7 protein-coding genes are annotated in these 6,714 nt (G+C 59.7%); 5 read left to right on the top strand and 2 right to left on the bottom strand.

All coding sequences use genetic code 11. The features are described from left to right. The first annotated feature begins 30 nt into the window (after positions 1 to 30). From JWR14_RS13145 to JWR14_RS13125, 5 genes are read left to right on the top strand one after another with little or no spacing between them, the layout of a single operon-like run. The gene (locus tag JWR14_RS13145; protein WP_299707064.1) at positions 31 to 954 is read left to right on the top strand and encodes a type II secretion system F family protein; all 924 of its coding nucleotides are present in this window, start codon (positions 31 to 33) and stop codon (positions 952 to 954) included. A 47-nt stretch (positions 955 to 1,001) separates the two neighbouring features. Continuing rightward, the gene (locus tag JWR14_RS13140; protein WP_299707061.1) at positions 1,002 to 1,856 is read left to right on the top strand and encodes a tetratricopeptide repeat protein; all 855 of its coding nucleotides are present in this window, start codon (positions 1,002 to 1,004) and stop codon (positions 1,854 to 1,856) included. Next, a complete protein-coding gene (locus JWR14_RS13135; RefSeq protein WP_299707058.1) occupies positions 1,853 to 2,347 on the top strand; it encodes a TadE/TadG family type IV pilus assembly protein in 495 nt (164 codons plus the stop codon). Before JWR14_RS13140 ends, JWR14_RS13135 begins: the two co-directional genes overlap by 4 nt. Then, positions 2,344 to 3,018, top strand: coding sequence for a TadE/TadG family type IV pilus assembly protein (locus JWR14_RS13130; protein ID WP_299707055.1), 675 nt, complete (start codon positions 2,344 to 2,346; stop codon positions 3,016 to 3,018). The genes JWR14_RS13135 and JWR14_RS13130 overlap by 4 nt, the downstream gene beginning before the upstream one ends. After that, on the top strand, positions 3,015 to 4,856 hold the full coding sequence (locus tag JWR14_RS13125; protein WP_299707052.1) for a VWA domain-containing protein: 1,842 nt from the start codon (positions 3,015 to 3,017) through the stop codon (positions 4,854 to 4,856). The genes JWR14_RS13130 and JWR14_RS13125 overlap by 4 nt, the downstream gene beginning before the upstream one ends. A 214-nt stretch (positions 4,857 to 5,070) precedes the next feature. Here the strand turns inward: JWR14_RS13125 and JWR14_RS13120 are convergent, their stop codons facing one another. Both JWR14_RS13120 and JWR14_RS13115 read right to left on the bottom strand, forming a co-directional pair. Continuing rightward, on the bottom strand, positions 5,071 to 6,459 hold the full coding sequence (locus JWR14_RS13120; RefSeq protein ID WP_031359785.1) for a replicative DNA helicase: 1,389 nt from the start codon (positions 6,457 to 6,459) through the stop codon (positions 5,071 to 5,073). Positions 6,460 to 6,612: 153 nt separating this feature from the next. Next, positions 6,613 to 6,714 (bottom strand): 50S ribosomal L9 C-terminal domain-containing protein (locus JWR14_RS13115; RefSeq protein ID WP_366144531.1); only part of this gene is annotated, 102 nt, incomplete at its 5' end.

Below are 6,714 nucleotides of genomic sequence, written 5' to 3'. Positions count from 1 at the left end.
TCCAACGTCGAGACGCTGATCAATCTGCTGATGCTGCTGGCGCTTTTCGCCGGGCTCGCGATCTGGTGGGCAACCAAGCATGGCGGAAAACGTGGGCGTATTGCCGAGCGTGTGCGCGAGGCCGCGCTCAGTCATCAGACAGCCCCGGCCGATTTCGAAGACGACGGACAAGAAAAGACTTTTCGCCGCCGCGTCCTGCGCCGGCTCGCCACATTCGGCGACAAACTGCCGCTCTTCGACGCAAAATACCGCGCAAAACTTCGTCAGGAAATGGTTCGCAGCGGCTATCGCAGCCACTATGCAGTGTCGGTTCTTCTTGCAGTGAAGTTTTGCTTCGGTCTCCTGTGTGCTGCGCCGACGGTCATGCTGGGCCAATATATTCCTCTGATCGGATCGTTTCCGGTTGGACGCGGTGCGGCCATGATGGGCGCCTTCGTGATCGGCATGATGCTCCCCGAATACGCGATCGCATTCCGGGCCTCACGGCGGCGCAAGGAGATGGCCGGCGCTCTGCCCGATGCACTCGACCTGCTCGTGATTTGCACGAATGCCGGGAACAGTCTCGCCGTCAGCATCCGGCGCGTCGCCGATGAACTCGCGACGATCTGCCCGCCCCTGTCAGAGGAATTCTCACTGACCGCCGACGAGTTGAAGCTTTCCGGCGACAGTAGCCGCGCGCTGCACGGGCTCGCTGAGCGCATCGACCTGCCCTCGATCCGCGCGCTGATCTCGACGCTGACGCAATCAATGCGTTATGGCACTCCGATCACTCAGGCACTGCGTATCTTGTCGCGCACGGAACGATTGACGGCCATCGTCACCCTTGAAGAAAAAGCGGCCAAGCTGGCGCCCAAAATGGTCCTCCCGATGATGCTCTTCATTCTTCCGGCGGTCGTTGTGATCGCAGCGGGGCCGGCCGTCATTCAGCTTCTCGAAGTTATCCACAAAAAATGAACCCATCCGCCCCGCTTTCTGATGACTTCTCGCCAGCCGCTGCTTCAGTGTCAGTAGTCCGATTCGTGCGTCTCGCGGCGCTAAGCGGCTTGCTGCTGCTCGCGGGCGCCGGTTGCACGACGACCGAGCATGTGACCGAAGCGCGACCGGTGACACGGAATTCGTCGCCGGGCGCGATGGGCGAATTGCGCATCGCGGCGACCGCCCTGGACTCGGGCAACATCGAGCTGGCGACTTCGCTCTTCGACAAGGTCGTGAAGGCCGATCCGAAGTCCGTGCCGGGCCTGACCGGGCTTGGCGACACGCTTTACGCGGTCGGTGACTTCACCCGGGCGGGCGTCTACTACCAGCGTGCCAGCAGTTTCGATCCCGCCGCGGTGGCGCCGTTGATCGGCATTGCACGCGTCGCGATCCATCAACGCCGCTTCGACGATGCGATCTCGACCTATCAAGGCGTGCTCTCCCGCATGCCGGGCGATCCGATGGCGTCGGCGGGTTTAGGCGCAGCGCTCGACCTCAAGGGCGATCACGTGGGCGCGCAAGCGGTGTTGCGACAGGCGCTGAAAGCCAATCCGGGCGATCCGCTACTGAGCGTGAACCTGGGTTTGTCGCTGGTGCTCGGCGGCAACCCGCGCGAAGGCGCCAACGTGCTGCTCGACGTCACGCGCTATCCAGAAGCACCGCCGCAGGCACGCCAGGATCTGGCGCTCGCTTATGGGCTGCTTGGCAATACCGAGGCCGCAGCCGAAATTCTTGGAAAGACGTTGCCAAAGGTGTCAGTACAGGACAACCTGCGCTTCTACGAAATCCAGCGCGCCCTTTTGACGCAGACGGCGGGCCATCCTGCCACGGTGGCTACAGCCGTGCCGACGGCGTCTATCCAGGCGTCGAGCGTGCGATGAAAGCTGCGGATCTGCGCAGATTCGTGCGCTTCCTTTCTGCCCTACGCCGCGACAGCAGCGGCGTGTCGGCGATCGAGTTCGCGATCGCAGCGCCATTCCTGTTCATCTTCGTGCTGGGTACTGTGGAGCTCGCAGTCGACATGATGATCGACGCGACCGTGCAGATCGCCGCTCAATCTGCGTCCCGCGTGGGGCTGACTACGACCGACCCTGCCTCGGGGACGCGGGCGGCCCAGGCGCAACAGATCGTGAAGAACATCATGAGCGGCTGGACCGGGCTGCCCAAAACAACGCTCACCATCACCGAGCTCGACTACAGCACGTACAACGATGTCGGCAGCAGCAGTTACACGGCGGGGCTTGGTTCGCTCGGTGATGTTGTGTCGTACAACATCACGCTGACAACGCCGGGCATTTCCGGAATTCCCCAACTAGTTGGCATTCCCCTGCTGACTTTTCAGCGCAACTACATTGTGCAGAACGAAAAATGACAACTGCCTTCGCCACAGTACGCTCGCGCAGACATTCGGGGTTCCGCACGGCTCTTCAGCAACTGCTTCGCTCGGACCGTGGCAGTGTGGCAGTGGAACTGGTCATCATCATTCCGGTCATGGTGCTGCTGATGGTGGGATTCAGCGAGATCTACCTGTATATGCGCACGGTAAGCGCGCTGGAACACACAGCTTTCACGCTGGCCGATTCGCTCGGGCAAACAACACGGCTCATCAATACCAACGCCACAACCGACTCGAATGATCTTGGTTCGATCTGGAACGCAGCTGCGATGCTAAGCGCACCGAACAGCTTGAACCAGGGTGGCGGCGTTGTCATTACTTCGGTATGCGAAGCCAAATCATCGTGTGCGTGGCCGGCGATGCCTCCGCCGACCATGGCGGTGGGCGTGCCGCAAATCTGGTGGCATGCAAATGCCCCATGGAACGCTAGCGGCATGAAGACAAGGTTGACTGCTGCCAACATTCTTCCCGCGACTTGGCCGTTTCGCAACGGAGACTCAGCCATCGTGGTGGAGGTTTTTTACACGTTCAACCCATTCGCGATGATGACCGGGTTGTGGCCCGGTGCTCCGGGCACGCAGACGCTCTATGAGCGTATCTACGTGCGTCCGCGTACTCTTCAGCCGCTCACACTGGTATCGGAATGATGGTGACTCGCTCCGCTAAAAAACGTCGCGATGTCCGGATCGCCCGCGAGAGGAAGCCGAAAAACCTGCGCCGCGCCGCCATGTTGCTGCAGGGGGATCAGGGTGCGGTCACAGTCGTGTTCGCACTATGCGGCAGCATGATGATCGCGTGCATGTGCATTGCGCTCGATACGATCGACGGCGGCATGACGCACTCGCGCATGCAATCGGCGCTCGATGTCGCGACACTTTCGGCAGGCATTGATCTCGCGCACGGCGCAAGTCTCTCGGTTGCACAATGGCAGCAGGACGCACGCGCCTACTACAACGCGAACATGCCAAGCGGCTATATGTCGCTCACCATGCCGGACAGCGGCTTTGTGGCCACGGTGACCGGTACACCGGCCGCGGGAGAAACCATTCAACTGTCGGCGACGGGCAGCTTGAAACTGATCGCCCCGGTCGTCTTGCCTGGGACGCCCGGCAATGGCTCGGGGTCCGGTTCCGGAGCCACGACGTTGCCGACCACCACGCCCCTGGCTGCCAACAACACCGCGCTGTATCTCCCGCAAAGCACACTCGAACTCGTCATGGTCCTGGATAACACTGGGTCCATGAACGATCCTGCCGCCGGGTCAGGGAACGGGCCGAGCAAGATGGCGGGCCTCCAGGCGGCGACGTCGAGTCTCGTGAAAGATTTGTATGCACAAGCGGTCTCCACCTATTACGTCGGTCTCGTGCCCTTCGCGAGCACCGTAAATGTCAGTGGCGCGTTGCCTGCAGCGGGCAGCTGGATGAATCCGTCATTCGCCTACAACACGACGAATGTCGGAATGACCGCGAAAAATAAAGTTGCCGGATGGGGCGGCTGCGCAGTCGAGCCGCGGGACGCGAACGGATTTTTGTATCCGAATGTCTATTCCCCTTCGGACACGCTCAAGTTCACGCCGTACTACTACAACGTACCGGCCGCCGGCTTGCAAATTCGTTCATATACCAATCAGTTTTGCGGCAAATCGACCACTTCCACGATACTCGGTGTGCCTGTCACACTGGATAAAAATGGCGAACCCAACTACTGCAGCGGCTATTTGTCGAATGTAACGGGCTCTGGCCTCGGGATCTACTATGACCAGGTGTCCAATAGTGGAAAGGGGACGACAACCCTGACACAGAACAGCGACTGCATCGCGCAGCCTGTTACCTTCCTCACCAATGACCAGCCAACGCTCACCAGGGCAATTAACAACATGACTGCGGGTGGTTCAACGATCATTCCGGAGGGCTTGCTGTGGGGATGGCGCATGCTGGCGTCGTCTTGGTCCAATAGTGTCGCCAAGGGCAATGGCTGGATTTCGACTGATCCAAGTTTTCCCAAGCCGGAGACCACGGTTGGACTGCAACGCGTCATGATTGTTTTGACGGATGGCGAGAATCAGATTGGCGCGGCCGGCACGATACCCAACGACCTGTATTTCAACGGCCTGTCAGGCGTCGGCTCGCGCAGTCTTGCCGCCCCCACCGTTGTGCGCACTGACGGCACTTCTCTCAGTACTGGCCTGATCGACTCGTCGGAACTCCATGGAAACAACCCGGCCGATCCGACGAGCGGCAACAACGCAGGCTGGCCTGATGACGTCAACACCTTCCAGTCGGCTGTTTGCACAGCAATCAAGCAGAGCGGTGTGATCGTGTACGCGATCACCTTCGGTATCAGTGCCTCTAAATCGGTTGCGCAACAAACGATGCAAGACTGCGCCAGTCCAGGAAATTATTATCACGCGCCGGACAACCCGACACTCGATGCCATATTCCAGCAGATTGCGGGCAATTTGGGAGTGCTTCGGTTAACGAAATAGTCGCCACTGAAAGTGGGCACTTGGCGTTGGCATAGGGTTTCTTTGTTTCGCGGATCAAGGGGCCGCCGGCTGACCAAGATTCGGCTAACCACCGATATTTTGGCCGAGATCCTGGCGCGCAATCCTGTGCTGACGGGGCACTCATGCTGAGCCGAACAGCACCGGCAAGTTCGGGCGGCGAATGATTTCGCGGTAGGTCCCGCAGATAAATCCGCTAATCGCCGTAGAAATTCTGCGCGCCGGCAAAATTCTCGAACTTCGTGTATTGCCCTTGGAACGTGAGGCGAATAGGACCGATCGGACCATTCCGCTGCTTACCGATAATGATCTCGGCCGTGCCTTTATCCGGACTATCCGGGTTGTAGACTTCGTCGCGATAAATGAAAAGAATCACGTCCGCGTCCTGTTCGATAGCGCCGGATTCACGCAAATCGGACATGATCGGGCGTTTGTTCGGACGCTGCTCCAACCCGCGATTCAACTGTGAGAGCGCCATCACGGGAACATCGAGTTCCTTGGCGAGGCTTTTAAGTGACCGCGAGATTTCTGAAATTTCGGTCGCACGGTTTTCACCGGCGGACCCGGAGCCGGACATGAGCTGCAAATAATCCACGATGATCAGCCCCAGCTTGCCGCATTGCCGGGCCAGACGGCGTGAACGCGAGCGCAGTTCCATCGGGTTCAGACCACCCGTTTCATCGATAAAAATTTGCGCCTCGCTCATTTTCTGCACTGCGTGCGTGAGCTTCGGCCAGTCTTCGTCGGTGAGACGACCGGTACGCATCCGGTGCTGATCCAAACGGCCGACCGAGCCCAACATACGCATGGTGAGCTGCGTGCCCGGCATTTCCATGGAAAACACCGCTACCGGCAGACCATATTCAACGGCCACGTATTCGCCGATATTCATCGAGAACGCGGTTTTACCCATCGACGGCCGGCCCGCCACGATAATCAGTTCACCACCGTGCATGCCCGACGTCATGCGGTCCAGATCGACGAAACCGGTTGGCGTGCCAGTCACATCGCTAGGATTCGCGGTGTGATAAAGCGTGTCGATACGCTCGACCACCTGGGTCAGCAACGGCCCGATCTCCAGAAAGCCCTGCGTACCACGCGCGCCGCTTTCCGCGATCGAGAACACCTTCGCCTCGGCCTCGTCCAGCAACTGGCGCACTTCCTTGCCCTGCGGATTAAATGCGTCGGCGGAAATTTCATCAGCGACCGAAACCAGCCGGCGCAACACCGCCCGATCCCGCACGATTTCCGCATAACGGCGAATGTTTGCAGCGCTCGGCGTGTTTTGCGCCAACGCATTCAGATACGCCAGCCCGCCGACTTCCTCAGCCTTGCCGGTATTCGTCAGCGCCTCGTAGACGGTGATCACGTCGGCCGGGCGCGTGGTCGCGATCAGCTTGCCGATCGCCTCATAAATGATCCGATGGTCGTAGCGGTAGAAATCGCCATGCGACATTACGTCCGCAATACGGTCCCATGCGGCGTTATCGAGCAGCAAGCCGCCAATGACGGACTGCTCGGCTTCGATGGAATGCGGCGGGACCTTCAGCGCATCCAGTTGGGGATCTTTCGACGGTGCGTTCATGGGGAGGAATTATCGGCGAAATGATGGAGCGAAGGGAGACGGAAAAACAAAAAAGGCGGGGACCGCACGCGGTTCCCGCCTTTCTTTTACTGCAGCACACCTGTTGCACCGGCGACCAGGCTAAGCCCGGCGGCCGATGCAGACGAAATGCACTTAAGCGTGTTCGCCCAGCACCGACACCGTCACGTCGACAACCACGTCGGTGTGCAGTGCAACCTGGATGGCGTGATCGCCAACCAGCTTCAGCGGGCCGTC

The organism is Caballeronia sp. (assembly GCF_028292365.1).
In the GTDB taxonomy this organism is placed as follows: Bacteria; Pseudomonadota; Gammaproteobacteria; order Burkholderiales; family Burkholderiaceae; genus Caballeronia.
The sequence above is the reverse complement of the archived record's forward strand: the minus strand, read 5'-3'. Positions and strand labels throughout refer to the sequence as shown.

Coding starts and splice junctions, on each gene's coding strand:
- JWR14_RS13145 (WP_299707064.1), top strand. CDS start 31: ATGCTGCTGGCGCTTTTCGCCGGGCTCGCGATCTGGTGGGCAACCAAG.
- JWR14_RS13135 (WP_299707058.1), top strand. CDS start 1,853: ATGAAAGCTGCGGATCTGCGCAGATTCGTGCGCTTCCTTTCTGCCCTA.
- JWR14_RS13130 (WP_299707055.1), top strand. CDS start 2,344: ATGACAACTGCCTTCGCCACAGTACGCTCGCGCAGACATTCGGGGTTC.
- JWR14_RS13125 (WP_299707052.1), top strand. CDS start 3,015: ATGATGGTGACTCGCTCCGCTAAAAAACGTCGCGATGTCCGGATCGCC.
- JWR14_RS13120 (WP_031359785.1), bottom strand. CDS start 6,459: ATGAACGCACCGTCGAAAGATCCCCAACTGGATGCGCTGAAGGTCCCG.